The sequence below is a fragment of the Ruegeria sp. BHSC026 genome (assembly GCF_059613065.1).
In genome coordinates this window covers 22,276-46,237 of sequence record NZ_JBXWRV010000019.1, presented here as the reverse complement: position 1 = coordinate 46,237, position 23,962 = coordinate 22,276, and the positions used below count along the sequence as shown (strand labels likewise).

Sequence of the window (23,962 nt, the reverse complement as noted above, 5' to 3'; positions counted from 1 at the left end):
TCGACCGACAGCCGAAAGCCCCATGGACCAGCTTGACCGCCGCATCATCGCCGCCCTACAGCACAACGCGCGCGCCTCGACCACGCAGATCGCGGCGCGTCTGGGCGTGGCCCGGACCACCGTGCACGAACGTATCCGTCGCATGGAGGAAACAGGCGTGATCGCGGGCTACTCGGTCCTGCTGGGCCGGACCGACGACACGCCCAGGGTGCAGGTCGTGGTGCTGCTCGAGGTGCAGCAGAAAGAGACATCGCGCATCATCAAGCGGCTGGAAGCCTATCCCGAGGTCAAGCTGTGCCTGTCGATCAACGGCGAATTCGACCTGCTTCTGTCGGCCGAAGCCCCCCGGATCGAGGATCTCGACATCTTGGTGGACGAGCTGGCCAAGATCCCCGGCGTGCTGCGCACCAATACCAGCGTCGTGTTCGGTCGCAGGATCGACCGGAGCTGATCGGCGCTAACCCTCTGTAAACCGAAAGCTGGCTAGTTTGGCCCGGTCAGAAGAATCCCGGACCGGCAGAATGCCAGAACTCAAGATCGTTTTCCTATCGCTGTGGGTGCAGGCCATGGTCGCCACGGTGGCCTTGGCCATACCGGACATGCGCACCGCCGACATCTGCGACCAAGCGGCCCGGCGTGCCGCCCGGGCCGAGGGTGTCCCGCTGGATGTCATGCAGGCCATCACCCGGGTGGAAACCGGGCGCCGCGTCGATGGCAGCCTGCACCCCTGGCCCTGGACCGTGAACCTGGAAGGCAAGGGATACTGGTTCGGGTCCGAGGCCGAGGCCAAGGCCTATGTGTTCGAGGTGTTCAAATCGGGCGCCCGCAGCTTTGATGTGGGCTGTTTCCAGATCAATTATCGCTGGCACGGCAAGGCGTTCCGGTCAATCGACGCGATGTTCGACCCCGATCAGAATTCTGCCTATGCGGCGCAGTTTCTCAAACAGCTTTATGCTGAACATGGCGACTGGTCGGCCGCTGTCGGCGCCTATCACTCACGCACCCCAGAATATGCTCGCAGATATGTCACCCGGTTCCAGACGGTTCTGGCCGCGCTGTCCGACACGCCCGAACCGGCCGCCCGTCAGGCGGTCGACCCGTTCCACCGCTCCGCGCTTCCGTTGATCCCGCTCGGCCCCTCCCCCACCAAGGTCGACCGCCCCGCCCTGGGATCACTTGTTCCGGTATCCGGGACCGCAGTGGCCTTCATCACGTTCGATCAGGAGTGACGCGTGCTGAAACTTGACCCAAGGACCTTGTTTTCACCCACGGTTCTTCTGGCGCTGGCGCTGATGACCGTGATCGTGATGATGATTCTGCCAATGCCGTCCTGGGTGCTCGACATCGGGCTGGCGGCCTCGTTCGCACTGGCGATTTTGATCTTCACCCTGACCCTGTTCATCGAGCGCCCGCTGGATTTTTCGTCCTTCCCGACGATCCTGCTGGCCTCGCTGATGCTGCGGCTGTCGCTGAACGTGTCCTCGACCAAGCTGATCATCGGGCAGGGCCACACTGGCCCCAACGCCGCCGGCGACGTGATCGAAGGCTTTGCCCAATTCGTGATGAGTGGCAGCATCTTCCTGGGTCTCGTCGTGTTCGGTGTGCTGCTGATCGTGAATTTCATGGTCATCACCAAGGGCGCCGCGCGCATGGCCGAGGTCGGCGCAAGGTTTGCGCTGGACGGGATGCCGGGCAAGCAGCTGGCCATCGACGCCGACATGTCGGCCGGTGCGATCGACCACCAGCAAGCCAAAGAACGGCGCGAGCTTGAACAGCAGGAAACCACGTTTTTCGGCTCGCTGGACGGGGCGTCGAAATTCGTCAAGGGAGATGCGGTCGCCGGGCTGCTGATCACTCTTCTGAACCTCGTGATGGGGCTGATCATGGGGGTGATCGTGCATGGCATGCCGGTTGCATCGGCGTTCGAAACCTATGCCATCCTGACCGTGGGCGACGGGTTGGTGTCGCAGATTCCAGCCGTGATCATCTCGATCGCATCGGCCCTGTTGCTGGCGCGCGGCGGCACGCAGGGCGCGACCGACAACGCGTTGTTCTCGCAACTGGGCCGGCATCCGGCGGCGCTGGGCACGGTTGCGGTGCTGATGGCGCTGTTCGCGCTGGTGCCGGGCCTGCCCTTCCTGCCCTTCATTCTGGGCGGGGCGGTCCTAGGCTATGCCGCCTATCACGTTCACAAGAAACAGAAGGCCGAGGCCTTGGCCGCGCGATCGCCGGCTCCCGAAGCCCAGGCGCCGTCCGCGCAGGCGATCGGCGATGTTCTGGACCTGGACGATGTGCATTTGGAGTTCGCGCCCGATCTGGTCAGCATGGTTCTGAACCCCGGAACCGGTCTGGATGCGCGGATCGCCAACATGCGGACCTATGTCGCCTCGAGCTTCGGCTTGATCCTGCCCGAGATCCGCCTGACCGACCGTGCCGATCTGCCGATGGGCACCTATGTGATCAAGGTGCAGGGGGTCGAACAGGCCCGCGGCGTGCTGCACCCCGACCTGATCCTGGCGCTTGTGCAGGAAGGCGCTGATCTTCTGCCCGACGGCAATGATGTGACCGAACCGGTCTATGGTGCCCCGGCCCGGTGGATCCTGCCCAAGGACCAAGAGGCCGCCGCCCTGAGCGGTGCCACCATCGTGACCCCACCCGAGATCCTGGCCACACACCTTCTAGAGATCATCAAACAGAATTTCTCGCGCCTGCTGACGCTCAAATCCTTGCGCCGCCTGCTGTCCGAGATGACCCGCCTCAGTGATCCCGCACGGGCTGAGGCCAACCGCAAACTGCTGGACGAACTGATCCCCGACAAGGTTCCGATCGACACGCTGCATGCGGTGCTGCGGCTGCTGCTGGACGAGCGGGTCTCGATCCGCAACATGGCGCTGATACTCGAAAGCGTGGCCGAGGCGCGGATGACCACGACCCAGCCCAAAGCCATCTGCGAAATTGTGCGCCAACGGCTGGGCTTCCAACTGGTGGCCGAACTAAAGCGCACAGACGGCTCGATACCGCTGATCCAACTGGCACCGGAATGGGAAGAGACCTTCGCGACCTACCAGATCGACGCGCCTGGCGCCGGATTGGATGTGGCGCTGCCGCCCAACCTGTTCAACAAACTTGCCGACGGAGCCGTGCAGGCCTTGGCCAGTACTGCGGATCAGGGGTTGCATCCGGCCCTGGTCACATCCACCCGCCGCCGCAGATTGTTGCGTACGATCCTGCAGGCGCGCGGTGTGTCGAACCCGGTTCTGTCGTTCGAGGAAATCGGGCTCGAGGCGCGGCCAGCATTGGTCGGGACGGTGCCGGCATGATCGCCCTGCCTCCGGCGCTGCTCGACCAGTTGGGAGCCGGGCTTTGGCTGGCTTTCGTCGTGTTTCTGCGCGTTTCGGCCTTTGTGTCTCTGCTGCCCGCCTTCGGCGAGCGCAGCATTCCCACCCGAGTCAAACTGGGCGCGGCCATCGCCTTCACCCTGCTGATCGCTCCGGCGGTACCGGGGCCGGAAGTTTCTGCAGGCCTGCTACCGCTGGTGAAGGCAATCCTGACGGAGACCCTGATCGGGCTGTTTCTAGGTTTTGGTCTGCGGTTGTTCGTGCTGGCGCTGCAAACCGCCGGTTCGATCGCGGCCCAGGCAACCTCGCTGTCCCAGATCCTGGGGGGTGCTGCGGCCGAGCCGGTGCCCGCCATGGGGTATCTGATGACACTGGCCGGGCTGGCATTGGCGACGGTGATGGGCCTTCACATCCGCGCGGCGCAATTCCTGATCTACAGCTACGCGCTGTTTCCGATCGGCAGCGCACCCGCAGCATCAGATCTGTCGCAATGGGGCGTGGCCCAAATTTCCCGCAGCTTTTCCCTGGCCTTCGGGCTGGCAGCCCCATTCGTCATCGCCTCGCTGATCTACAACCTGGCCCTGGGTGTCATCAACCGGGCCATGCCCCAGTTGATGGTTGCCTTCGTGGGAGCGCCCGCGATTACCTTCGCCGGCCTGTTTCTTCTGTTTGCCGGAACGCCCATCATCCTGTCCACCTGGAGCGACGCTATGTTCGCGTTTCTCAACGACCCGGTCGGAGCCAGCCCATGAGCAGCCAGGACGACGACACCGATAAGTCGTTCGAAGCCACACCGCAGAAGCTTCGGAAGGCACGCGAAAAAGGCGAGGTGGTCAAGTCCAATGACCTGTCCGCCGTGGCGGCCTATGCCGGGCTGACGATCGCACTGATCGTTGTCGGCCACTACTCTGCAGAGCACTTGGGCTCGGCCTTCGTCGTTTTGATCGACCAGTCTTTCGCCCTCGGCCCGCTGCTGGTCACCGGATCGTCCAGCGGGCCGGTGGGAGGATTGATGGCGGTCGTTGCAAGCTCGGCCGGTGCGCTGCTGGCCGTGCCCGCCATCGTGGTACTTCTGAGTCTTCTGGCGCAAAGGGCGCTGGTCTTTGCCCCCAGCAAACCGAAGCCGAAACTGTCACGCGTTTCCATCCCGTCAAACGCAAAAAACAAGTTCGGCCGCGGAGGTTTGTTCGAGTTTGCCAAAAGCTTTGCAAAGCTGGTCATCTACAGCGTCTGCCTGGCATTATTTCTGCACGCAAACCTGTCCCAGATTCTGTCGGCCGCAGCGGCGCCGCCCAAGGCGTCGATCATTTTGCTGATGAACCTGCTGCTGCGCTTTCTCTTCATCGTGGTTGCCGTGACGCTCGCGATCGGCGCCATCGATTATCTTTGGCAATACGGCGAACACATGCGAAAGAACCGGATGTCGCGAAAGGAGCTGCAGGACGAAACCAAAGAGTCCGAAGGCGACCCCCACCTGAAGCAGCATCGCAGACAGCGCGCACAGGAAATCGCGACCACGCAAATGATGGCGGACGTACCAAAGGCCGACGTGGTCATCGTCAACCCTACGCATTATGCCGTTGCACTGAAATGGTCGCGCGCGCCCGGAACGGCGCCCGCCTGCGTGGCCAAGGGGGTCGATGAAGTTGCGGCGACGATCCGAAAAACCGCGATCGAGGCCGGCGTTCCCATCCATTCCGACCCGCCGACGGCGCGCGCGCTGCATGCGACGGTCGAAATCGGTCAGGAAATCCCGGAAAACTACTATCGCCCCGTCGCCGCGGCCATCCGCTTTGCCGAAGCCATGCGCAAACGCGCCAGGAAAGGTATCTGATGAAGGCAGACAAGCTCTCGGACCTTGTTGCGGTGACCGCTGCCGCCTTTGAAAAGGAACATCAAAAGCTGCGCCCGATCCTCGAACAGGAGGCCCGTGTTCGAAACCGGATCTCGCAACTGGACGCACAGCTGGCACAGGTCCGTTCGACGGCCGCCGACGCGACGGGCTACAGAATGGCCGGCGCCGACGTCATTTGGTACGGCTGGGAGGCATCAACACGCAGGCAACTGAACGCCGAGCTGGCTCGGATCCGGTCGCAGAAGCTTGCGATGATGGACGGGTTGCGTCAGGCCTTCGGGCGGAAACAAGCATTGGAAAATCTCGTGGAACGGCAAGCGACCGCGCTGCGGCGCGCACACCTGCGAAAAACCGATTGAGGCGACACCGCCACGACTGGAGAGGAGCCGTCAGGTATCCTGACGGCTCATGCTGACGATCAATACGCGGTTGACGTCATCCCCAAGGTCTTTCCTGGCGGCCTCCAAAAGAGATCGGCGCAAGGTTTCCATGTTGTCCGAATGGGTGAACGCCCCGTCAAACCCCCCCATGTTCGCATGGTCGAACAACACCTGAAGGAACGCGTCACGTAACTTCGGTTCGAGCCTGTAGAACGTATCTTCGTTGCCGGGCTGGGCTTCGAGGCTGAGCGACACAGTGACCAGGGCGGAAATCCTGTCATCCTCCACCAACGGCACAACGAACTGCTTCGTCAGCTTGAGGTACTCATAGCTCGCTTCCTCGCCTTTCTTCCCATGCGCACTTTCATCATGAGAACCCGCCGGCGCAGTTTGGGTCTGTGGTATTTCCTCTTCGGCTTTGGGGGGGGCCTTCTTTGCGCTCTCTCCATTTCCCTGGGCTTCAGCCGACTTGTTCGACGCAAGGAAAAGGCCGGCTGCGGCGCCCGCGCCCAGCCCCACGACCAAAAACACGATGGGCACCAGTTTTTTCATCTCGCGTCACTTTCAAAACGGCAACAGGGCGTCCAGAACCTGCTGCCCGTACCTGGGCTGCTGGACATCGGTGATCTGGCCGCGGCCACCGTAGGATACGCGGGCCGAGGCGATCTTGTCGTAGGTGATCTCGTTCTGGCGCGAGATATCCTGCGGTCGCACATAGCCCGAAACCAGAAGTTCCCGCAGTTCGAAGTTCACCCGCAACTCCTGTGACCCGGAGATCGACAGAACGCCGTTGGGCAGCACATCCACCACGGTTGCAGCCACGCGCAGCGTCAGCTTTTCCTTTCGCTTGACCGATCCCTTCCCCTTGCTTGAGGATGCCGAGTCGATGGAAACGGCCTCATCTAGGGATGCGCCCTCGGGCAAGTGACCGGCCGCCCGCTGCGGCAGGCCGAACAGGCCCGGTATCTTCAGCTCGTCCGACCCGCTGCGCGAGCGGCTGGTGTCATTCGAAATTTCCGCTTTTTCGTCCAATTCGATCACAACCGTGAGGATATCGCCCTTTTTCATCGCACGTTGGTCACCCAACAATGATTGCTGACCACCGCTCCATAGCGACGCACGATCGACCGCGCGCTGCGGTTGCGTGTGCAGAGGCAGGCCGGGCCACAGCATGGCGACATGTTCAGGCGATTTCGTGTTGGGCGACAGGCTTGGCGGCTTGCCCAGATGGTCCAGACGCCCGCAGGCGGCCAATGCCAGGATGGCAAGAAGCCGTGTTGAGACTTTCATGATCAGTTCACCTCGATTTGGCCATCCGGCTGGATTTCGCCCGACACCGTCGTGCGGGATGACAGGTTCATGACCCTGATCCGCTCGCCGGCGGCCCCCCGACCCAAGGCTCGGCCCTCCGCGGCAATGGTCAGGCCGTTCCGGGAAAACTTCAGCGTCACCAGGTCATTTCGGTCCACGATTGCCGGCGGGCCAACGTCAGATGGGTGAATCGGACGACCCGGATAGAGCGCTGTTCTTGCCTCTTTCCCGACCAACTGTTCCAAGGACCGGGCTGCACCGGCCACATCGCCCGGCTTGGTCTGCAGATCCGTTTCCGCGATGATTTCCTTGGGCCGGATCGTTCGGGTCGGCACGACGATATCGGCGAACGCGGAAAGCGGGCTGAGCAAACACAGGGAAAGAAGCACCACCTTCATCAGCGCACCTGCGTCGTCGCGCCCATCATCTGATCGACGGCCGAGATCACCTTGGCGTTCATTTCGTATCCACGCTGTGCTTCGATCAGTTCGGTCACTTCGCGCACCGCATCCACCGAACTGTCTTCCAGATAGCCCTGCCGAAGCGTACCCAGACCATCTTCGCCCGGTGTTCCCACGATCGGCGCACCCGAGGCTTCGGTTTCCTTGAACAGGTTGCTGCCGATCGCTTCGAGCCCTTTGGCATTCGAAAAACTCGCCAGCGTGAACTCGCCCAATAACTGCCCTTCGGCGGTGTCGTCGAAATAGGCATAGACCTCGCCGGCGGCGTTGATCGAGATTGACCGGGCATCGTCCGGAATGGTGATTTCCGGTGCGACGGCGAACCCGTCCGATGTGACGATCAACCCTTCGGCCGAACGCTTGAGGCTGCCATCGCGGGTGTAGGCCGATTGCCCGTTGGGCAGCGTCACTTCCAGATATCCACGCCCTTCGATGGCGATGTCCAAATCGCTGCCCGTCGCCGAGAGCGCACCCTGGGCCAGTTGCACGGTGACCGCCGCCGGACGAACCCCCAAACCCAGTTGGATTCCCGTCGGCAAAACAGTTCCGTCCGAGGCGTTGACCGTTCCGGCCCGCGCCATCTGTTGATAGTGCAGATCCGCGAACTCGGCGCGCCGTGCGTTGTAGCCGGTGGTGTTCATGTTCGCCAGGTTGTTCGAGATCGTCTCAACCCGCATCTGCTGGGCCGACATTCCGGTCGCGGCAATCTTGAGAGCTCGCATTTCACATTCTCCTGCTGTTTGAGATCAGCGCATCAAGGTTTTAAGGGCGCCGCGGACTCGGTCGTCCTCGGCCTCGAGAAAACTCTGGCCCAGTTCGTAGGCACGCTGAATCTCGATGAGCTTGGTGACCTGGTCGATCGCATTGACATTCGACCCTTCGAGAAACCGGTTCAGCACCACTGGTTCCTCCACCGGCTCGACTTCGCCTTCAGGCCGAAACAGTGTACTGGCTTCGCGCACCAGCCGCGTCCCGTCCGTGGGGCGGTAGACCCCGATCTGGCCCAACAGCTGCCCATCGATGCTGAGCGTTCCATCGCCCCCGACATCGATCGTCGCTGCGTCGGGCGGAATGAAGACAGGCGCCCCGTTGCTGTCCAGAACCCGATATCCGTCGGGGGTGACCAGATCTCCGTTGGCGTCGGGCGCAAAGCTGCCCGCGCGGGTCAGACGGTTGCCGGACGGAGTCTCGATCAGGAAGAAACCGTCACCCTCGATGGCAAAGTCGAACTGACCGCCAGTTTCCGTCAGAATCCCCTGCTGGAACGAAGTGTTGCGCACCTGCGCGCGACTCATGGACAGCGACGGGCCGCCCGACATATCCCGAACGAACTCGGAGAACACCAGCCCTTGCTGGCGATAGCCGGTGGTATTGGCGTTGGCGACGTTGTTCGCCACGATGCGCATTTCGCTCATCAACCCCGACTGCCGGGACAAAGTAACATAGGCGGTATCCATCAGCGGCCTCCTGCAATCAGCGGAACCAGTGTCGAGGTGAAGAAGGTGACCAGCGTCTGGGTCATGAACCCCATCGAAATCCAGAAGACGATCACGATGGCCACCAGCTTCGGAACGAAGGTCAGTGTCATTTCCTGGATCGAGGTCAGCGCCTGGAACAGGCCAACCGCCAGGCCGGTGACCAGCGCCACCGTCAGGATCGGAACCGAGGTGATCACCGCGATCCACAAGGCCTGGCGCACGATGTCATAGAACAAACCTTCGCTCAGCATGGCTCAGACCGGCATCCGAAGGATTTCCTGGTAGGCCTCGACCACCTTGTTGCGCACGACGACCGCCGTTTCCACGGCAAGTTCGGTCTGGGCCAAAGCCTGCACCAGCGCATGTGGATCCGCCTGGCCGACCATCGCGTCCTTCGCCACGCTTTCGCTGTGTTTCAGCGTCGCGGCAAAATCCTGGAAGGTGGCCCGCAACCCTTGCGCGGCGCCGGACCGCTCCGGGTCGGCCTGTGTGGCCGGACGGGCGTGAGCATAGTTCTGTGCGGCGTTGATCGTTCGGATATCCATTCTGGTCGTCCCTTATTTTCTCAGCAATTCCATCAGGCTGGATGACATCTGTCGCGCCTGATCGAACATCTTCAGGTTGGCCTCGTAACTGCGCTGCGCTTCGCGCGCGTCAGCGATCTCGATCATCAGATCCACGTTCGACCCCTGATAGTGGCCGCTTGCATCCGCCAGCGGATGGCTGGGGTCATAGATCTGCGACAGCGCTTTCTGGTCCAGCTGGACGCGCCCGGTTCGGACCAGATCGACACCTTCGTCGTTCACCGCCTCGAACGAGACGGTCTTGCGGCGATAGCCCGGCGTGTCCGCGTTCGAGATGTTCTCGGACACATGCCGCAGCCGCGCCGACTGGGCCCGCAATGCGCTGGCCGTCACTTTGAGGGAATCCGAAAAGTCACTCATCTCCCGCTCCTCATGCTTTGCCCAGGCTGGTGCGCAGGATGCCGATCGACGATTTGTAGATGGCCAGAGCCCGGTCATGCTGGCGCTTGACCTCGACGGCCTTCAGCATCTCCTCCTCAAGCGAGACGCCGTTGCCGTTGGGGTCGACGGCCCCCGCGCGGACCTGTTCGGCCCACAGCCTGCCATCCATACCCACGCCGTTCAGGTGGCCAGGCCGTGTGGCGACCATCGCCGGCGTGGATGACGTGTTTTCGAATGCTTTGGAAAACGGCTCGATATCGCGAGCCCGATAGCCGGGCGTATCCGCGTTGGCCATGTTGCGCGAGACCACGGCCTGCCGCTGACCGGCATGGGTTGCCATGGCGTACGCAACTTTAAAGACGTTCAGGTCCGAGAACATCGGGGCTTCTCCCTCGATCAATTTCAATCAAGGCTTAACCCCGATTCCTTTAGAAACCGTTTTCAGAAACCAGTTGGAGCCAACACCATGTCAGACCTCGATCCGTCGATCCTGAAGCCCCTGTTCGACCGGCTTTCACCGGCGCGGCGCATGGGTCTCGTCAACGGTGTCACCCGCGGAGTGATCGAAATCGAGGGTCTGGAGAACGCGGCCCGAATCGGTGACCACCTCACCTTGCAGCGGCAATCCGGTCCGGATCTGGCGGGTGAAGTGCTGCGGGTCGAAAGCGGCGTCGTTCACATGCTCCCCGCCGGCGCGCCCGATGGCGTCCGCCTGGGCGATCGCGTGTTTCTCGAGCCGACCCCGGTCTTTGCCCCCGGCATGCATTGGCTGGGCCGGGTCGTGGACCCGTTCGGGCAGCCGCTGGACGGCAAACCGCTGCTGCCGGGCACGACCCCACGCGACATCATGGCCGCGCCCCCGCCGGCGGTCGATCGCAAGCCGCTGGGTGAACGCATGGCATCCGGGCTGGCCGTTCTGAACACGGTTCTGCCCATCGTGCGCGGGCAGCGCATCGGCTTGTTCGCGGGATCCGGTGTCGGCAAATCGACTTTGCTTGCCACCCTGGCCAGATCGATGCAGGCCGACGCGGTGGTCGTGGCCCTGGTCGGCGAGCGAGGTCGCGAGGTCAACGCGTTCGTCGAGGAGGCCCTCGGGGCGGACGGGCTGAAGAGATCGGTCGTCGTGGCCGCGACATCGGACCAGTCGGCCCTGGCCCGGCGCCGCTGCGCCTGGTCAGCCATGACCGTTGCCGAATATCTGCGCGATCAGGGGTTGAACGTTCTGTTTCTGGCGGATTCCGTCACCCGTTTTGCCGAAGCCCACCGCGAGATCGCCGCCGCCATGGGCGAGGCGCCATCGTTGCGCGGTTTCCCGCCCTCGACCACACCCCTGATCGCTGGCCTGTGCGAACGGGCCGGCCCCGGCACCGCGCAACAGGGGGACATCACCGCCGTTTTCAGCGTGCTGGTGGCCGGGTCAGACATGGACGAGCCGGTGGCCGACATCCTGCGCGGGGTTCTCGACGGCCACATCGTCCTGAGCCGCGAAATCGCGGAACGTGGACGTTTCCCGGCCATAGATCTCAGCCGCTCGGTGTCGCGGTCACTGCCGAACGCCGCAACGGACGAGGAGAACCGGATGATCGCCGAGACCCGCAGCCTGGTGGGCAGCTATGAACAGTCCGAGGTTATGATCAAGGCCGGGCTGTACACGCCGGGCACCGATCCCCTGCTGGATCAGGCGGTGCGCGCCCATGACGAGCTGGATGGATTCTTCGCCAAGCCGGACCCCGACGGGATCCGAAACAGCTTTGACCGCCTGGCCGTCATCCTGCGCCGCGCCAAGGCCGGAACTGCGCTCTAACACTGAGATCGTTTCTTAGAATTTTAAGTGTTAAGCGGACCTTAAGCCCCTTCCGATAGTTCTGAACACCGGGTGAAAAAGGGTGGTGGAGATGGGTGCGCAAACGAATGCGCCGCCGATCATCATCAAGAAGAAGCGCGCATCAGGTGGCGATGGCCACCATGGCGGTGCCTGGAAAGTCGCGTATGCCGACTTTGTCACGGCGATGATGGCCTTCTTCATGTTGATGTGGCTGCTGAACGCAACGACCGAAAAACAACGCAAGGGACTGGCGGACTATTTCTCACCGACGATTCCGGTGCACCCGGTGTCGGGCGGTGGCGACGGCGCCTTCGGGGGCGAGAACATGTTTTCGGAGAAGACCATGGTGATGGATGGCTCCGGCGCAACGAACAAGAATCCGACCGAAGCGAAACGGGCCCGCGGATCGACCGGGGTCGATTCCCTTGGCGACGGGCGCGGCGCCTTCGAGGATTTTTCGACGCTCGAAGCGCAGTTGTTGGGCCGGGCCGGTGAGAGCCTGGTCTCGAAGAAGGCTCTCAAACACATCGTGACGCGGGTCACCGATGAAGGCCTGGTCGTCGAACTTTTCGCGACCGAGTCCGAACCGCTGTTCGAACCGGGTACCGACACGCCGACGCAGATGATGCGCGCGTTGATCCTGCTGGTCGCGCGGTCCTCGGATCTTGTGACCAACGCGATTGCGGTGGACGGCCATGTCCGATCTGCTCCGGTGGTTCTGGCCCAGGATCCTGCGTGGGATCTTTCCACGTCCCGCGCGCAGGCGGTCCGCAAATTGCTGCAGGACGATGGTGTCGATGCCCGCAGGCTGGACCGCGTGACCGGCCATGCCGACCGGGAACTGGCCGTCGAAAACCCGATGGCCCCGCGAAACGACCGGATCGAGATCGTGTTCCTGCGCGACCCATGACCGGAAATGATGCGTCGCATTTTACCTGTTAGCGCGCTGTTAAGGCCCGGCGCGTTAGCTGTTGCGGAAAGATTAGACGCAACAAAAGGGCGTGCCGATGACAATTTCTTCTTCGCTGAATGCCGGCGTGGCCGCATTGAAGGCCAATGCCAACCGGCTTGCGACCATTTCGGACAACATCGCCAACTCCTCGACCTACGGATACAAGCGGGTTGAAACGGATTTTCATTCCATGGTCACGTCCGGACAGGGCGGCAGCTATTCCGCCGGCGGCGTGCGCACGACCAGCCAGCGCCTGATCGACCAGCGCGGATCCCTCGTGACCACCAACAATTCCACCGATCTGGCCGTGCGAGGCCGCGGCATGCTGCCGGTTCGGTCCAGCTCTCAGATCGGCACATCGTCAAACGAGATGCTGCTGACCACGACCGGCTCGTTCCGGACCAATGCCGAAGGTTACCTTGTTACCGAATCGGGGCTGGTACTGCTGGGCTGGCGGGCCAATCCCGACGGTTCGATCCCCAACGTCTCACGCGACACGCCCGCCGCGCTGGAGCCGGTGCAACTGAGCGTCAATCAGCTGTCGGGCTCGCCAACGACCGAAATGAACCTGCGCATGAACCTGCCGGCAACGGCCACCGATGCTGGTGCGCCCGGCGATCCACAGCCCCTGTCGGTCGAATATTTCGACAACCTCGGCAAGCCCGAGACCGTGGATATCGAGCTTGTGCCGACCGTCCCGACCACTGGCTCCAGCAACCAATGGACGATGACCCTGCGGGATTCGGCTTCGGGCGGGGCGATCATCGGAGAATACGTTCTGACCTTCACCGACAGCCGCACCGCAGGCGGAACCCTGGCCAGCGTCACTGCGGTTTCGGGTGGGGCCTATGACCCCGCGACCGGAAGCTTCGTGGTCAACGTCGCGGGCGGGCCGATGGAGGTCAATGTCGGGCTGATCGGCGACCCTGACGGCATCACGCAATTGTCCGACACGTTCGCCCCGGTCTCGATCACGCGCGACGGTTCCGCCGTCGGCACGATGTCGAGCGTGCAGGTTGACGAAAATGGTTATGTCTATGCGCTGTACGATACAGGAGTGACGCGGCGGATGTACCAGATCCCGCTGGCGGATGTTCCAAACCCCAACGGCCTGACCGCGCTGGACAGCCAGACCTATGCCCCCTCGCGCGAAAGCGGCACCTATTTCCTTTGGAACGCGGGCGAGGGCCCGACCGGTGAACTGATTTCCTTTGCCCGTGAAGAATCGACAACCGATGTCGCCACCGAACTGACATCGATGATCCAGACGCAACGCGCCTATTCGTCCAGCGCCAAGGTGATCCAGACCGTGGACGAGATGCTTCAGGAAACCACGAACATCAAACGCTGAGCCTGACCTGAGCACCTGAAAGGAGCGGTCCCATGAGCATGTCAACGGCATTGAACAACGCCCTGGGCGGGCTGAGCGCGGCCAGCCGTGGCGCCGCCGTCGTATCCGGCAATATCGCCAACGCGCTGACCCCCGGCTATGCCAAGCGAACGCTGGAATTGGCCACAAGTCAAATCTCGGGAAACGGGGTGCAGGTTGTCGGTGTCACCCGGCACCACGACCCGGTTCTGGCCGCCAATCTTAGGGCAGCGGATGCCAATCTGGCACTGAATTCGGCCATCGCCGATTTTCACGCTGCTTTTGAAACGCTGGTCGGCAAACCCGGCGACGCGGCCTCGGTATCGGCGCGGCTGGTCGGCTTCGAAAACAGCCTGATCACTGCGGCCAGCAATCCCGGCTCGGCCGAGCGGTTGGATCAGGTCGCGCGCGCCGGCGACGATCTGGCCCGGGCCCTAAACGATGCGTCGGAGGGGCTGCGGGACATGCGATCCGATGCAGACCGCAAGATCGGAAGCTATGTCGATACGCTGAACGCCACTCTGAAGGACATCGAAGACCTGAATGCCCGTATTCCGGCCGTTCAGAACGCCGGCGGCGACATCAATGGCCTTCTTGACCGACGGCAGGTTCTGATCGACCAGGTCAACGAGCTGATTCCCGTGAACGTGGTGGCACGGGACAACAACCGCGTGTCCTTGTACTCGGACGGGGGCCTGATCCTTCTGGAAGGGCGCGCAGCCGAGTTCACGTTCACGACGACGGGCGACACCAAACCGCACATGACGATCGGCAACGGGCTGTTGTCCGGCCTTGAGATGAACGGGCAACCGGTCCGCACCAGCGGCGAAACCGCGCAGATTCGGGGCGGCGCCCTGATGGCTCAGTTCCAGATCCGGGACGAGCTTTCGATCGAAGCGCAGGCCCAACTCGACGCCGTTGCTCAGGACTTGATTGAACGCTTCGAAACGCCAGGCCTGGACCCGACGGCCCTAGCAACCGATCCTGGCCTGTTTACTGACGACGGGGCCCGGTACTCCGCAACCGCGCCCGCAGGATTGGCCTCGCGCCTTGAATTGAACGCCGCGGTCGATCCAGATGCAGGGGGGAACAGTTGGAAGCTGCGCGCGGGTCTGGGTGCCGCCGCCCCGAACGATCCCGGCGACGCCACGCAACTGCAGGCCTTCAGCGCAGCGCTGAACCAGGCGCGCCCGGTCTCCATGCCGGATTTCGGCACCGGCAATCTGCGCGCGGCCGAACTGTCCGAGGCGCTGCTGTCCAAGGCCGGCACGAATGCGCAAACGGCCCAGTCCCGTCAGACCTATGCGGCCAGCTTACACCAGCAGATGGAACAGTTGGTCGCGGAACAAGGCGTGGACAGCGACGCCGAGTTGCAGCTGATGATGCAGATCGAACAGGCCTATGCCGCCAACGCCCGGATCATCTCGGTCGTCGATGAACTGATGGAAATGCTGCTGAGGATGTGAACATGACATTGAATGCCATCGGCGATCTGGCGCGCGGCCTGACCCTTAGGACCCGCAGCACCGAGATCAAGTCGCAGATTGAAACGCTGTCTTATGAAATGTCTACCGGCCAGGCGGCGGATATTTCCGGCCGGGTCGGCGGAGACTATTCTCACCTTTTGGATCTAGACCGGAAAATCGCGCAGCTGGGTGCTTTCTCGGTTGCCACCTCCGAGGCCCGCCTGTTCTCGGACGCAATGCAGCTAAGCCTATCGACATTCAGCGATTCGCTGGGCGAAGTATCCAGGTCTCTTCTGGCGTTCGGCACGTCGAACCAAGCCGTGACGCATGCCCAGGCCGCGGATCAGGCGCGCAATGAGCTGGACAGCATGATCTCGGCGCTAAATACGCGGGCCGGGGGGCGCAGCCTGTTCGCCGGCATCGCCACGGACGCCACGCCGCTGGAATCAGCCGAAACCCTTCTGAGCGCGCTGCGCACGCAACTGGCCGGCTTGACAACTCTGGCCGACATTCGCCAGGCCGCCCAGACCTGGTTCAACGATCCAGTCGGCTTCGAAGCGGTCATGTACCGCGGGTCGAATGCGACATTGGCGCCGATGCAGGTCTCGGAAACCGAGAGGGTCGAATTGCCGTTTACGGCAAACGATCCAGCCATGCGCGATGCCTTGCGCGATGTTGCGGTGGCCGCGTTGGCCTCGGATCCCAGCCTGGGTTGGCCACCGACCCTGCAGACCGCCTTGTTCACTGAACTTGGGGTCGATCTGGCCAACGCAAAAGACGATACGACGACGATGCGTGCCCAGGTCGGCGCGGTCGAGGCCCGGATCGAACAAGCCGCGACGCGCAACTCGGCCGCCAAGACCAGTTTCGAGTACGCCAGAAACGAAATCGTGGCGGCGGACCCTTACGAAACTGCCGCCAAGTTGCAGACCGTCCAGTTCCAGCTCGAGAGCCTCTATTCGGTCACCGTCCGCAATTCAAACCTTTCACTGGTGAACTTCCTGAGATGAGACTCCTGGCTTTTGTTTTGATGCTGCTTCCTTCCGTTGCATTCTCGGGTGCCGTGCGCCTCAAGGATCTGGTCGATTTCGATGGAGTGCGCGGCAACGATCTGGTGGGGTACGGCCTGGTCGTCGGGCTGAACGGCACCGGGGACGGTTTGCGCAATTCCCCGTTCACCGAAGAGATCATGTCGAACATTCTCGAACGGTTGGGCGTCAACGTGAATGGCGAGGATTTTCGGCCAAAGAACGTGGCCGCGGTTCTGGTGACCGCGACACTGCCCCCGTTTTCGAGAGTCGGAAGCCAAATCGATGTCACGGTTTCGGCCATTGGCGATTCCAAAAGCCTTCTGGGCGGGACCCTTGTGATGACCCCGCTGAACGCCGCCGACGGACAGATCTACGCGGTGGCCCAGGGGACGGTGCTGGCCGGTGGAGCCGTGGCCGAGGGCGAGGCCGCATCCGTCACCCGAGGAGTGCCGACGTCGGGTGTGATACCCTCGGGTGCCCGGGTCGAACGCGAAATCGACTTCCAGCTCTCGGGCCTGACGCAACTGCGCCTTGCTCTTCGCGAGCCGGACTTCACGACCGCCGGCCGCATCGAGGCGGCGATCAACCGCGAGTTCAACCGCCCGGTCGCGATCATGCGTGATTCCGGCACCGTCGAGCTGAGCATCGCCGAAACACGGGCGGCATCGACTGCCCATGCGATCGGTCAGATCGAAAACATCCTGATCGAGCCCGAGTCCAAGGCCCGGGTCGTCGTGGACCAGCGTTCGGGAACCATCGTGATGGGGCAGGATGTCCGCATTTCACGTGTTGCCGTCTCGCAGGGCAACCTGACCTTGCGGGTCGAGGAGGCCCCGATTGTCGTTCAACCAAACCCCTTCGCCGAGGGTCGGACCGTCGTGGTTCCGCGCACCGTTGCCGGGCTTGAGGAAGAGGAAGGCACTAGCTTGGCCGAGATTCCCGAGGCGACCACTTTATCAGAGGTGGTCGCGGGCCTCAATGCACTGGGCGTTTCACCGCGCGACATGATCGACATTCTGAAAACGATCAAGGCCGCGGGCGCGCTCCATGCCGAATTCGTCGTCAGATGAACTCTGCCGGTTCTCCTGTCGCGCCGACGCCGCTGGACTGATCGAACCCTATTTCGATTTCCGTCCCTCCCACCAGCGACGCAGGCCGGAACGCCGTTCCTCGATCGCGTCGCCCACGGCGTAAAGCCCATCCTCGGCTTGCTCAAGCAAAGGGTCTATCCGCGCTTCGCGGAACCGCCGCCAGCGTACCCAGATTGCCCAAACAAGGCCAAAGAAGACTGTCAGGAAGACAATGTTGAACCAGGGGATGATCCGCACGTCGGGGCCTTCGACATCTTTGATCGAGATGGCATTCGGAAAGATCGTAAGAAACTCGTTCCGCCATCCGTAGTGGGTCACGACGACCCATTCCGGATCGTCCTTTGAAGAAATCGCATCATTGGCTTCGGTATACAGGTTCGCGGTATCGAACTTGAAATAGGGCGGCCACCCCCACCCTGTGTCCTCATTTCGGTAGACGATCGGCCTGCCGTTCGCCCGCACGGCCTGAATGAACTGGACATCCCTGCTCGAGAGGTTGGTAGATTGATCCTCTGGCTCGGACCAGAACATGCGTGTCCAATCGTTCAGATCCTGCCGCTCTTCATAGGTGTTCACGATGCGCACGATGTCATGCTGCGGCAGGGCATAGTGAAGAATGGCGCCGACAGTGGCCCAAAAAACCACGATGATTGCCCATTTGGCATAGACCATTCCCAAGACCTCACAAGTAGTTCACGACATAGATTACGGCAGCGATGGCGACCCAGGGTACAATATAGACGCCGAGGATCAATTTGCGGCGGAAAGACCTGTCATAGGTCCTCAGTCCACGTTCGACGAAAGCCTCCTTGCCGCCCGTCTTTCCCTTTTTGTCCCACCTTTCCTCAAGCTTGCGTCGACGGGCCCGTCGCGCATACAGCGACAGCACCGTATAAGCAATCGTCTGTACCACGAGCAGACCGACAAACAGGCGCAAAGCTCCGATCATTTCACCCTTTCCCGCCCGCAACCCGTGCCGACACCAGGCCGCCTGTCCCCTCGGCTCCCGAACGAACTGTGCAGCACCCGATCCGGCATTGTCCACCGCATTTCGCGGTTCCGTACGCCGCACTGAATTCGTATTTTTGATCAAATCTGGATTGATCGACTCGTGCCGGTGGCGCTAGACATGACCAGCGCCACCTGTTTGGGTATGCGCAAACCCTATCCCTGCGCCGGAGACCGCCCCATGCTGGACACCACGACCGACCTGAAATCGCTGTTGAAGAACCCCGACCTTTTGGTCACCAAGGCCTATATCGGCGGTCAATGGGTCGATGGTGACAACGGCACCTTTGTTGTCACCAACCCGGCCCGCGGCGACGTGATCGCCGAAGTCGCGGATGTCAGCCGCGCCCAGGTGGCTGGCGCAATCGCCCAGGCCGAGGCGGCACAGAAGGAATGGGCCAAGCTGACCGGCAAGGAACGCGCCGCGATCCTGCGCCGGTGGTTCGACCTGATGATGGAAAACGCCGAAGACCTTGGCAAGATCCTGACCGCCGAACAGGGCAAACCTCTGGCCGAGGCGGTGGGCGAGATCGCCTATGGCGCTTCTTTCATCGAATTCTTCGGCGAAGAGGCCAAGCGGGTCTATGGCGAGACCATCCCCGGCCATCAGCGCGACAAACGGATCATGGTGCTGAAACAGCCGATCGGGGTGGCGGCCTCGATCACGCCGTGGAACTTCCCCAACGCGATGATCACGCGCAAGGCAGGCCCGGCACTGGCCGCCGGCTGCGCCTTTGTCGCGCGCCCGGCCACCGAAACGCCCCTGTCGGCGCTGGTGCTGGCGCTGCTGGCCGAACAGGCCGGCATTCCGGCGGGCGTGTTCAACGTGGTCCCCTCGACGCAGGCCAGCGAGATCGGCAAGGAGTTTTGCGAGAACCCTGGCGTGCGCAAGCTGACCTTTACCGGCTCGACCGAGGTGGGCCGGATCCTGCTGCGCCAAGCCGCGGACCAGGTCATGAAATGCTCGATGGAACTGGGCGGCAACGCACCGTTCATCGTGTTCGACGACGCCGATCTGGATGCCGCCGTCGAAGGCGCGATGCTATGCAAGTTCCGCAACAACGGCCAGACCTGCGTCTGCGCCAACCGCATCTATGTGCAGGCCGGTGTCTATGACGCCTTTGCCGCCAAGCTCAAGGCCGCGGTCGAGGCATTGAAAATCGGCGACGGCCTGTCCGAAGGAACAACGACCGGTCCGCTGATCAGCGACGAGGCGGTGGCAAAGGTGCAGGAGCACATCGCCGACGCCAAGGCCAATGGCGGCGCGATCCTGACCGGTGGCCTGCCGCACGATCTGGGCGGCACCTTCTTTCAGCCCACGATCATCACCAACGTGACCCAGGACATGAAGGTCGCGCAGGAAGAGACCTTTGGCCCGCTGGCGCCCCTGTTCAAATTCGAGGACGAGGACGAGGTGATCGCGATGGCCAATGACACGATCTTCGGCCTCGCCTCGTATTTCTACGCCAAGGATCTGAGCCGCGTGTACAAGGTGGCCGAGGCGCTGGAATACGGCATCGTCGGCATCAACACCGGTATCATCAGCTCGGAACTGGGGCCGTTCGGCGGCGTCAAGCAATCCGGCCTGGGCCGTGAAGGCAGCCATCACGGCATCGACGAATATCTCGAGATGAAATACATCTGCATGGCGGTCTGACCGAACCGGCCATGACACGAAGGGCGCCCGGAGGCGCCCTTTTTCTTCCGACAATCGAAAACCCCACGCTCCGAAGGAACGCGGGGCTGGCGATAATCGAGGGAGGAAGCGATTATCGGATCGGTCGGTTGCCGCCTCAGTTCACGGGCTTGGCGTCGACCACGTCCTTTTCGATGGCCTTGGCCGAGGTGATCGCGATCCGGCGCGGCTTCAGCGCCTCGGGCACCTCGCGTTTCAGGTCGATATGCAGCATGCCGTTTTCCAGGCTGGCGCCGGTTACGCGGACATGATCGGCCAAGGCGAAACGGCGTTCGAAGGCACGGGTGGCGATGCCACGGTGCAGATAGGTACGCTCCTTGTCGTCAGCGGCCTTCTTGCCGGCCACGACCAACGCGTTTTCCTTCACTTCGACCGATAGGTCATCTTCGCCAAAACCGGCGACGGCCAGCGAGATGCGATAGGTGTCGGCATCGGTCTTTTCGATGTTGTAGGGGGGATAGCTGGGTTGTGACACTTCGCTGGTCAGAACCCGGTCCATGATATCGGCGATCTGATCAAAGCCGATGGTTGCACGATGCAACGGTGCAAAATCAAAACTGCGCATTGTCGTCATCCTCATGTCAGAGCGATCTACGATTTGCCCTCCATCCGGACGGGCGGTGATGTTCAACGGGCCCCGATATGGCGGCCCGCCAGACATGAGATGGGAAGCGGTTCGGCGCGGTTCAAGACCCGCCCGGGCGGATGAATTTCGCGCCCGAGTCGGATTTGCCCGAGCCGACCTGCAGCCGCTTGATCGATGCCTTGGGCTGCGGCGCATCACGCCGCAGGATCGCCTTCAGGTCCGTCACGATCCCCGACAACTCCATTCCAAAGCCGACCTTGCCTCGACCGTCGTTGCCCACGGCCGAAACGACCGACAGGATCTGCCAGCGCGGCCCGTTGCGGGCCAGAATGGCCGACCCGGACGATCCGAAGGTGATGTCGCAGTTGAAGGTGATCAGGCCCTGCCGCCGCTCGAGGATCCGGCAGGACCGCTCGCGCGTGATCGCCTCGGACCGGCCCCGGCCATAGGACGCGATGCTGATCTCGTTTCCGGCCACCCGGCCGCCGTGCAGGGCAAAGGGGTTGGCGATGCCATAGGGGATGGGCTCTTCCAGCCGCATCAGGGCCACGTCGGCGCGCACGCTTTCCGGCGACAGGCCCGCCTTGGGGTCATAATCGGGATGCGCGGCGATCTGCACCACCTTGCGTTCGGCCAGCGCGTGGCCATTGCTGAGGCCCGCGCGAAACGTGACCTCGCCCGGCGCATAGGGCTGCCCGGTGGTTCGGTCCATCGCGCAGTGGGCTGCGGTCAGCACCAGATCCTGCGCGATCAAGGTTCCGGTGCAGAACGACCGGGTTCCGATATCCAGGCGCCCGATCGCCTCCCAGCCGTACAGGTCGTCGCGGTCGGTCAGGCGGCGTTTGCCGCTGTCCTGGGCCAGCGCGGCGCCTGCCAGGACACCCAGGCAAAGCGCTGCCCTGAAAATCGCCCCGATCATGGCCGCACGAACCTTGCGCCCAGGTTCTTGCCCGCGCCCGCCGTGCTGCCCGACAGGCCAAAGCCCCGCCCCGCGGACAGTTCGGCCTGCAATACCTCGAGCGACTCTTCCAACGCCGTGCCCAGCGCCACGCGCTTTCCTTCCAGTTCGGCCTTGGCTGAAACGACCGACACGATGCGTGGGTGATCGCCCGAGAAGGAAAAGATCGGCGCCCCCGAGGCGCCGAAATCCACATCGCAGGACATCACCAGAACCCCGGATTGCCGCGCCATGACCGAGCAGACCTCTTGCAGCGAGGGGGCCTCGGCTCGGTCATGCGCATAAGACACGACACCGACATCCTCGCCGCGCGACGGGCGATAGCCGGTCTCGAACGGAACGACGGCGGTGTTGCGGATGGGCTGCCACAGCTCGATCAGCGCGATGTCATGGCGCACACGGGTGACGGTGGCCCTGCCGTCATAGTCATAATCGGGGTGGATTACCGCCTGCCGCGCCGCACGATAGGCCGAGGCCCGTCCCCGCCGCCAACCGGCCAGAAACTCAATTCGCGACGGGTCGATACGTTGGCGCGTGGCCTTGTCGAACAGGCAATGCGCCGCAGTCAGGACAAGAGTCGGGGAAATCAGCGCACCGGTGCAGAACCCGGTGCCGTCGATGTCCAGCCGCCCGACCGCCATCCAGTCGCGCCCCGCCTCCGAGGTCTCGAGGCTTTGCAGCCCGGTATCCTGCGCCATGGCCGCCATCGGCAAGACACACAGCGCAATCGCCCTTATCCATCTGCGCACGCGGTTCTCCGGCTATTTGGTTTCGCGCCATGGTGGTACGCGCCGCGTTTGGCGAAAATAGGGCAGGGCCGAGCCACGACGATTCCTCCATCGACTGATGCGCCGGCGCACCAGGCCCGCTCACCGCAGGATCGGCACCGTATCCGCAGGCTGTCCGGCCCGATCCAGCGCAGGGGGCCGAGGCCCGCCCGTGGCCCAGTCCAACAGCTCGACCGTGTGCACGATGGGCAGTCGGGTGCCCGACCCGATCTGCATCATGCAGCCGATGTTCCCGGCCGCGATCAGATCGGGGTTCTTGGCCTCCAACGCGCGCACCTTGCGCTGTTTCAGCTTGGCCGAGATCTCGGGCTGCATCAGGTTGTAGGTGCCCGCGCTGCCACAGCACAGGTGGCTGTCGGCAGGTTCGACCACCGAGAACCCCGCCTTTTTCAGCAGATCCTTGGGATAGGTTTTGATCTGCTGCCCGTGTTGCAGCGAGCAGGCCGCGTGATAGGCCACCGTCAGCCCCTTGTCGTCGCCCTGCGGCAAGTCCAGCTGCATCAGGATTTCGCTGACATCCATGGCAATGCCCGACACCCGCGCCGCGTCCTCGGCAAGCGGGTCGTTGCGGAACATGTGCCCGTAATCCTTGACGGTGGTGCCGCAGCCCGAGGTGTTGATGACGATCGCATCCAATCCCTTGCCGTCCATCTCGCGCGTCCATGCGCGGATATTTGCGGCGGCGGTGTCATGGCTTTCGCGGGTCTTGCCCATGTGATGGGTCAACGCCCCGCAACAGCCGGCGCCCTTGGCCACAACGACCTCGCAGCCCAGCCGGGTCAGCAGGCGGATCGTGGCATCGTTGATGTCGGTGTTCAGCGCCTTTTGCGCACAGCCCGTCATTAGAGCCACGCGTTTGATCGCCTGCCCCTTGGGCGCAAAGCTTTGGGGGTCGTCATTGCGGCTGACCGGCGGGATGTGTTTCGGCGCCATGTCCAGCATCGCCTTCAGGCGCGCGTCGGGCATCAGAAAGCGGAACGGCCGCCCCAGCTTGGCCCCGATCAGCGCCCAGCGGAACCGCATCGGATAGGGCAGGATCCGTGCCAGAACCCACCGCAACGCCCGGTCCGAGAAGGGTCGCTTGTACCGGTTTTCGATATATTCGCGGGCGTGATCGACCAGATGCATGTAATGCACGCCCGACGGGCAGGTCGTCATGCAGGCCAGGCAGGACAGGCAGCGATCGATATGCTTGACGGTCTTTTCATCCGGCACACGCTCGTTTTCCAGCATGTCCTTGATCAGGTAGATGCGCCCGCGGGGGCTGTCCAATTCGTCGCCCAACACCTGATAGGTCGGGCAGGTGGCGGTGCAGAACCCGCAATGCACGCAGTTGCGCAAAATCTCGTTTGCGCGGCGGGTGCCGGGGTCTTTCAACTGGTCTTCGGTGAATGTGGTCTGCAT

The 23,962-nt window shown here is 62.7% G+C and carries 28 protein-coding genes; 13 read left to right on the top strand and 15 right to left on the bottom strand.

Annotation, left to right across the window (positions count from 1 at the left end; genetic code table 11):
- The first annotated feature begins 22 nt into the window (after positions 1-22).
- The 6 genes from AC2FME_RS16575 (at position 23) to AC2FME_RS16550 (ending at position 5,552) form a co-directional block, all read left to right on the top strand.
- A complete protein-coding gene (locus AC2FME_RS16575; protein ID WP_496680486.1) occupies positions 23-451 on the top strand; it encodes an Lrp/AsnC family transcriptional regulator in 429 nt (142 codons plus the stop codon).
- 70 nt (positions 452-521) lie between these two features.
- A complete protein-coding gene (locus AC2FME_RS16570; protein ID WP_496801019.1) occupies positions 522-1,229 on the top strand; it encodes a lytic transglycosylase domain-containing protein in 708 nt (235 codons plus the stop codon).
- 63 nt (positions 1,230-1,292) lie between these two features.
- Positions 1,293-3,320 carry a flagellar biosynthesis protein FlhA gene (flhA, locus tag AC2FME_RS16565; protein WP_496801022.1) on the top strand — a complete coding sequence of 676 codons (2,028 nt, stop codon included), beginning with the start codon at positions 1,293-1,295 and terminating at the stop codon, positions 3,318-3,320.
- Entirely contained in the window at positions 3,317-4,090 is a 774-nt protein-coding gene (locus tag AC2FME_RS16560; RefSeq protein WP_496801018.1) for a flagellar biosynthetic protein FliR, read from the top strand. Before flhA ends, AC2FME_RS16560 begins: the two co-directional genes overlap by 4 nt.
- On the top strand, positions 4,087-5,172 hold the full coding sequence (flhB, locus tag AC2FME_RS16555) for a flagellar type III secretion system protein FlhB (protein WP_496801017.1): 1,086 nt from the start codon (positions 4,087-4,089) through the stop codon (positions 5,170-5,172). Before AC2FME_RS16560 ends, flhB begins: the two co-directional genes overlap by 4 nt.
- A gap of 32 nt (positions 5,173-5,204) precedes the next feature.
- Positions 5,205-5,552, top strand: a complete 348-nt coding sequence (locus AC2FME_RS16550; RefSeq protein WP_496687508.1) for a hypothetical protein — start codon at positions 5,205-5,207, stop codon at positions 5,550-5,552.
- Between the two features lie 30 nt (positions 5,553-5,582).
- On the opposite strand, the gene AC2FME_RS16545 is transcribed toward AC2FME_RS16550, so the two are convergent.
- From AC2FME_RS16545 to AC2FME_RS16505, 9 genes are read right to left on the bottom strand one after another with little or no spacing between them, the layout of a single operon-like run.
- On the bottom strand, positions 5,583-6,125 hold the full coding sequence (locus tag AC2FME_RS16545) for a flagellar basal body-associated FliL family protein (RefSeq protein WP_496801016.1): 543 nt from the start codon (positions 6,123-6,125) through the stop codon (positions 5,583-5,585).
- A gap of 12 nt (positions 6,126-6,137) precedes the next feature.
- Entirely contained in the window at positions 6,138-6,863 is a 726-nt protein-coding gene (flgH, locus tag AC2FME_RS16540; RefSeq protein WP_496801015.1) for a flagellar basal body L-ring protein FlgH, read from the bottom strand.
- Positions 6,864-6,865: 2 nt separating this feature from the next.
- Positions 6,866-7,282 (bottom strand): flagellar basal body P-ring formation chaperone FlgA, encoded by a 417-nt coding sequence (gene flgA / locus AC2FME_RS16535; protein WP_496712739.1) that lies wholly within the window; start codon positions 7,280-7,282, stop codon positions 6,866-6,868.
- Positions 7,282-8,067 (bottom strand): flagellar basal-body rod protein FlgG, encoded by a 786-nt coding sequence (gene flgG, locus AC2FME_RS16530; protein WP_496680495.1) that lies wholly within the window; start codon positions 8,065-8,067, stop codon positions 7,282-7,284. The genes flgA and flgG overlap by 1 nt, the downstream gene beginning before the upstream one ends.
- A gap of 24 nt (positions 8,068-8,091) precedes the next feature.
- Entirely contained in the window at positions 8,092-8,802 is a 711-nt protein-coding gene (locus tag AC2FME_RS16525) for a flagellar hook-basal body complex protein (RefSeq protein ID WP_496796853.1), read from the bottom strand.
- Positions 8,802-9,074 carry a flagellar biosynthetic protein FliQ gene (locus AC2FME_RS16520; protein WP_149775970.1) on the bottom strand — a complete coding sequence of 91 codons (273 nt, stop codon included), beginning with the start codon at positions 9,072-9,074 and terminating at the stop codon, positions 8,802-8,804. Before AC2FME_RS16520 ends, AC2FME_RS16525 begins: the two co-directional genes overlap by 1 nt.
- Before the next feature lie 3 nt (positions 9,075-9,077).
- Positions 9,078-9,368 (bottom strand): flagellar hook-basal body complex protein FliE, encoded by a 291-nt coding sequence (gene fliE, locus AC2FME_RS16515; RefSeq protein WP_149775969.1) that lies wholly within the window; start codon positions 9,366-9,368, stop codon positions 9,078-9,080.
- Between the two features lie 12 nt (positions 9,369-9,380).
- On the bottom strand, positions 9,381-9,767 hold the full coding sequence (gene flgC / locus AC2FME_RS16510; RefSeq protein ID WP_496680499.1) for a flagellar basal body rod protein FlgC: 387 nt from the start codon (positions 9,765-9,767) through the stop codon (positions 9,381-9,383).
- 10 nt (positions 9,768-9,777) lie between these two features.
- Positions 9,778-10,167, bottom strand: a complete 390-nt coding sequence (locus AC2FME_RS16505; RefSeq protein WP_496680501.1) for a FlgB family protein — start codon at positions 10,165-10,167, stop codon at positions 9,778-9,780.
- A gap of 87 nt (positions 10,168-10,254) precedes the next feature.
- Here AC2FME_RS16505 and AC2FME_RS16500 point away from each other — a divergent pair, with 87 nt between their 5' ends.
- The 6 genes from AC2FME_RS16500 to AC2FME_RS16475 all read left to right on the top strand — a co-directional run bounded on the left by AC2FME_RS16500 (position 10,255) and on the right by AC2FME_RS16475 (position 17,501).
- Positions 10,255-11,592, top strand: a complete 1,338-nt coding sequence (locus AC2FME_RS16500; RefSeq protein ID WP_496794953.1) for a FliI/YscN family ATPase — start codon at positions 10,255-10,257, stop codon at positions 11,590-11,592.
- Positions 11,593-11,683: 91 nt separating this feature from the next.
- Positions 11,684-12,523 carry a flagellar motor protein MotB gene (locus tag AC2FME_RS16495; protein WP_496680505.1) on the top strand — a complete coding sequence of 280 codons (840 nt, stop codon included), beginning with the start codon at positions 11,684-11,686 and terminating at the stop codon, positions 12,521-12,523.
- Between the two features lie 97 nt (positions 12,524-12,620).
- The gene (locus tag AC2FME_RS16490) at positions 12,621-13,916 is read left to right on the top strand and encodes a flagellar hook protein FlgE (RefSeq protein WP_496796855.1); all 1,296 of its coding nucleotides are present in this window, start codon (positions 12,621-12,623) and stop codon (positions 13,914-13,916) included.
- Positions 13,917-13,948: 32 nt separating this feature from the next.
- The gene (gene flgK / locus AC2FME_RS16485) at positions 13,949-15,400 is read left to right on the top strand and encodes a flagellar hook-associated protein FlgK (RefSeq protein WP_496801014.1); all 1,452 of its coding nucleotides are present in this window, start codon (positions 13,949-13,951) and stop codon (positions 15,398-15,400) included.
- A gap of 2 nt (positions 15,401-15,402) precedes the next feature.
- Complete coding sequence (locus AC2FME_RS16480; RefSeq protein WP_496687483.1) at positions 15,403-16,410, top strand: flagellin; 1,008 nt, start codon at positions 15,403-15,405, stop codon at positions 16,408-16,410.
- Positions 16,407-17,501 carry a flagellar basal body P-ring protein FlgI gene (locus AC2FME_RS16475; RefSeq protein WP_496680513.1) on the top strand — a complete coding sequence of 365 codons (1,095 nt, stop codon included), beginning with the start codon at positions 16,407-16,409 and terminating at the stop codon, positions 17,499-17,501. Before AC2FME_RS16480 ends, AC2FME_RS16475 begins: the two co-directional genes overlap by 4 nt.
- Positions 17,502-17,549: 48 nt before the next feature.
- Here AC2FME_RS16475 and AC2FME_RS16470 read toward each other — a convergent pair whose 3' ends face one another.
- Together AC2FME_RS16470 and AC2FME_RS16465 are read right to left on the bottom strand one after the other, a co-directional pair.
- Positions 17,550-18,194 carry a DUF1523 family protein gene (locus AC2FME_RS16470; protein WP_496712725.1) on the bottom strand — a complete coding sequence of 215 codons (645 nt, stop codon included), beginning with the start codon at positions 18,192-18,194 and terminating at the stop codon, positions 17,550-17,552.
- 10 nt (positions 18,195-18,204) lie between these two features.
- Complete coding sequence (locus AC2FME_RS16465; RefSeq protein WP_496801013.1) at positions 18,205-18,471, bottom strand: hypothetical protein; 267 nt, start codon at positions 18,469-18,471, stop codon at positions 18,205-18,207.
- 240 nt (positions 18,472-18,711) lie between these two features.
- Here AC2FME_RS16465 and AC2FME_RS16460 point away from each other — a divergent pair, with 240 nt between their 5' ends.
- Entirely contained in the window at positions 18,712-20,187 is a 1,476-nt protein-coding gene (locus AC2FME_RS16460; protein ID WP_496687668.1) for an NAD-dependent succinate-semialdehyde dehydrogenase, read from the top strand.
- A 136-nt stretch (positions 20,188-20,323) separates the two neighbouring features.
- Here AC2FME_RS16460 and AC2FME_RS16455 read toward each other — a convergent pair whose 3' ends face one another.
- From AC2FME_RS16455 to glcF, 4 genes are all read right to left on the bottom strand, one after another.
- Positions 20,324-20,791, bottom strand: a complete 468-nt coding sequence (locus AC2FME_RS16455) for an Hsp20 family protein (RefSeq protein WP_005979400.1) — start codon at positions 20,789-20,791, stop codon at positions 20,324-20,326.
- Positions 20,792-20,912: 121 nt separating this feature from the next.
- Positions 20,913-21,731, bottom strand: coding sequence for a trypsin-like serine peptidase (locus AC2FME_RS16450; RefSeq protein WP_496801012.1), 819 nt, complete (start codon positions 21,729-21,731; stop codon positions 20,913-20,915).
- The gene (locus AC2FME_RS16445; RefSeq protein ID WP_496801011.1) at positions 21,728-22,519 is read right to left on the bottom strand and encodes a trypsin-like serine peptidase; all 792 of its coding nucleotides are present in this window, start codon (positions 22,517-22,519) and stop codon (positions 21,728-21,730) included. The genes AC2FME_RS16450 and AC2FME_RS16445 overlap by 4 nt, the downstream gene beginning before the upstream one ends.
- A 120-nt stretch (positions 22,520-22,639) precedes the next feature.
- Complete coding sequence (gene glcF, locus AC2FME_RS16440) at positions 22,640-23,962, bottom strand: glycolate oxidase subunit GlcF (protein ID WP_496801010.1); 1,323 nt, start codon at positions 23,960-23,962, stop codon at positions 22,640-22,642.

Bases quoted from the DNA above. Each gene is read 5' to 3' on its own strand.
- AC2FME_RS16575 (WP_496680486.1), top strand. From the start codon at position 23: ATGGACCAGCTTGACCGCCGCATCATCGCCGCCCTACAGCACAACGCG.
- AC2FME_RS16570 (WP_496801019.1), top strand. From the start codon at position 522: ATGCCAGAACTCAAGATCGTTTTCCTATCGCTGTGGGTGCAGGCCATG.
- flhA (WP_496801022.1), top strand. From the start codon at position 1,293: ATGACCGTGATCGTGATGATGATTCTGCCAATGCCGTCCTGGGTGCTC.
- AC2FME_RS16560 (WP_496801018.1), top strand. From the start codon at position 3,317: ATGATCGCCCTGCCTCCGGCGCTGCTCGACCAGTTGGGAGCCGGGCTT.
- flhB (WP_496801017.1), top strand. From the start codon at position 4,087: ATGAGCAGCCAGGACGACGACACCGATAAGTCGTTCGAAGCCACACCG.
- AC2FME_RS16545 (WP_496801016.1), bottom strand. From the start codon at position 6,125: ATGAAAAAACTGGTGCCCATCGTGTTTTTGGTCGTGGGGCTGGGCGCG.
- flgH (WP_496801015.1), bottom strand. From the start codon at position 6,863: ATGAAAGTCTCAACACGGCTTCTTGCCATCCTGGCATTGGCCGCCTGC.
- flgA (WP_496712739.1), bottom strand. From the start codon at position 7,282: ATGAAGGTGGTGCTTCTTTCCCTGTGTTTGCTCAGCCCGCTTTCCGCG.
- flgG (WP_496680495.1), bottom strand. From the start codon at position 8,067: ATGCGAGCTCTCAAGATTGCCGCGACCGGAATGTCGGCCCAGCAGATG.
- AC2FME_RS16525 (WP_496796853.1), bottom strand. From the start codon at position 8,802: ATGGATACCGCCTATGTTACTTTGTCCCGGCAGTCGGGGTTGATGAGC.
- AC2FME_RS16520 (WP_149775970.1), bottom strand. From the start codon at position 9,074: ATGCTGAGCGAAGGTTTGTTCTATGACATCGTGCGCCAGGCCTTGTGG.
- fliE (WP_149775969.1), bottom strand. From the start codon at position 9,368: ATGGATATCCGAACGATCAACGCCGCACAGAACTATGCTCACGCCCGT.
- flgC (WP_496680499.1), bottom strand. From the start codon at position 9,767: ATGAGTGACTTTTCGGATTCCCTCAAAGTGACGGCCAGCGCATTGCGG.
- AC2FME_RS16505 (WP_496680501.1), bottom strand. From the start codon at position 10,167: ATGTTCTCGGACCTGAACGTCTTTAAAGTTGCGTACGCCATGGCAACC.
- AC2FME_RS16500 (WP_496794953.1), top strand. From the start codon at position 10,255: ATGTCAGACCTCGATCCGTCGATCCTGAAGCCCCTGTTCGACCGGCTT.
- AC2FME_RS16495 (WP_496680505.1), top strand. From the start codon at position 11,684: ATGGGTGCGCAAACGAATGCGCCGCCGATCATCATCAAGAAGAAGCGC.
- AC2FME_RS16490 (WP_496796855.1), top strand. From the start codon at position 12,621: ATGACAATTTCTTCTTCGCTGAATGCCGGCGTGGCCGCATTGAAGGCC.
- flgK (WP_496801014.1), top strand. From the start codon at position 13,949: ATGAGCATGTCAACGGCATTGAACAACGCCCTGGGCGGGCTGAGCGCG.
- AC2FME_RS16480 (WP_496687483.1), top strand. From the start codon at position 15,403: ATGACATTGAATGCCATCGGCGATCTGGCGCGCGGCCTGACCCTTAGG.
- AC2FME_RS16475 (WP_496680513.1), top strand. From the start codon at position 16,407: ATGAGACTCCTGGCTTTTGTTTTGATGCTGCTTCCTTCCGTTGCATTC.
- AC2FME_RS16470 (WP_496712725.1), bottom strand. From the start codon at position 18,194: ATGGTCTATGCCAAATGGGCAATCATCGTGGTTTTTTGGGCCACTGTC.
- AC2FME_RS16465 (WP_496801013.1), bottom strand. From the start codon at position 18,471: ATGATCGGAGCTTTGCGCCTGTTTGTCGGTCTGCTCGTGGTACAGACG.
- AC2FME_RS16460 (WP_496687668.1), top strand. From the start codon at position 18,712: ATGCTGGACACCACGACCGACCTGAAATCGCTGTTGAAGAACCCCGAC.
- AC2FME_RS16455 (WP_005979400.1), bottom strand. From the start codon at position 20,791: ATGCGCAGTTTTGATTTTGCACCGTTGCATCGTGCAACCATCGGCTTT.
- AC2FME_RS16450 (WP_496801012.1), bottom strand. From the start codon at position 21,731: ATGATCGGGGCGATTTTCAGGGCAGCGCTTTGCCTGGGTGTCCTGGCA.
- glcF (WP_496801010.1), bottom strand. From the start codon at position 23,962: ATGCAGACCACATTCACCGAAGACCAGTTGAAAGACCCCGGCACCCGC.